Genomic DNA, 1,093 nt, shown 5'->3' on the forward strand with positions numbered 1-1,093 from the left:
GCGGCTTCCTGCGCGGTGTGGGAGGGGTAGTCGCTGCCGTCGAGGGTGAAGTAGCGCAGCGCGGTGAATTCCGACTCGATCCAGTTCAGCCAGGAGGCGTGGGTCGGGGTGAACACCAACTCGACATCGTGATCGGCGCACCAGGCGGCGACCTGGGCCTTGCGGTGCGGGGAGAAATTGTCGCAGACGACGTAGAGCCGCCCGGTCGGGAACCGGCGTCGGAGCTGACGCAGGAAGGCCAGGAACTCCTGCCAGCGCTTGCGGTCGCGCAGCCGGTAGAACAGCTGACCCGAGGCCAGGTCGAGGCCGGCGAACATGTGCCGCACCCGCCGTAGCGGTGGTAGGTCGCCCGTAGCCGGGCCGGGCTCCCGCTGGGAAACCAGCCCCGGCCCGGGCGGGGCTGCAGGTTCAGCGGCCCGAACTCGTCCACGCAGATCACCCCCGGGCACCGGCCGGGAGCTGCCCCGCGGCGGAGCGGTCGTAGAGGTCGAGGATCCGGCGCATCTTCGGCACGAACTCGGGATCGCGGCTGGCCTTCCAGGTCTTGGTGGCCTGCCAGCGCACCCCCGCTGCCCGCAGGATCTGCCGGATGGCCTCGACGCTGGCCACGATCCGGTGCCGCTGGCGTAGATGCTCGACCAGCTTCGACAGGCTCCACGTGGTGAACGGGCACCCGGCCTGCTGCGGTTGGGGTCCGGGCGACCCGGCAGATCAGCTCGCGGGCGTGGGGGCCGAACTTAGGAGGTCGGCCCCCGCTCCATTTTGGGTCCAAAGCGGCGAACCCCTGGGTGTTGAACGCGTGGATCACCTCCCGCGCGTACTGCGCGGTCGCGGCGAACATCGCTGCTGCCTCTGTGGCGCTGCGTCCCTGCACCGAGGCGAGCACGATCCCGGCCCGCCGCAGCCGGACCCGGTCCCGCGCCGTCCTGGTGATCTTGACCAGTCGCTGCGCCTCGTCCGGGGTCAGCTCCCGGACGAAGACCTCGGGCCGTCGCGGCATGCCCACCACCTCCGGCGGACAGCCTCCAGCGCCAGACCGGAACTGATCAAGCCGACACGGTTACGACCCCAACGTTCCTGGACGAGGCACTAG

The 1,093-nt window shown here is 70.5% G+C and carries 2 protein-coding genes and 1 pseudogene; all 3 read right to left on the reverse strand.

The features are described 5' to 3' along the window. On the reverse strand, window positions 1–317 hold a 317-nt coding region (locus ABD990_RS34115), incomplete at its 3' end, for a transposase (protein ID WP_345384936.1). Between the two features lie 118 nt (window positions 318–435). After that, window positions 436–609, reverse strand: a complete 174-nt coding sequence (locus tag ABD990_RS34120; RefSeq protein WP_345384937.1) for a hypothetical protein — start codon at window positions 607–609, stop codon at window positions 436–438. A 199-nt stretch (window positions 610–808) separates the two neighbouring features. Next, window positions 809–1,000, reverse strand: a pseudogene (locus tag ABD990_RS34125) (IS630 family transposase); the annotation flags it as partial. Window positions 1,001–1,093 lie beyond the last annotated feature (93 nt).

It is taken from the genome of Pseudonocardia yuanmonensis (assembly GCF_039542425.1).
GTDB lineage: Bacteria > Actinomycetota > Actinomycetes > Mycobacteriales > Pseudonocardiaceae > Pseudonocardia > Pseudonocardia yuanmonensis.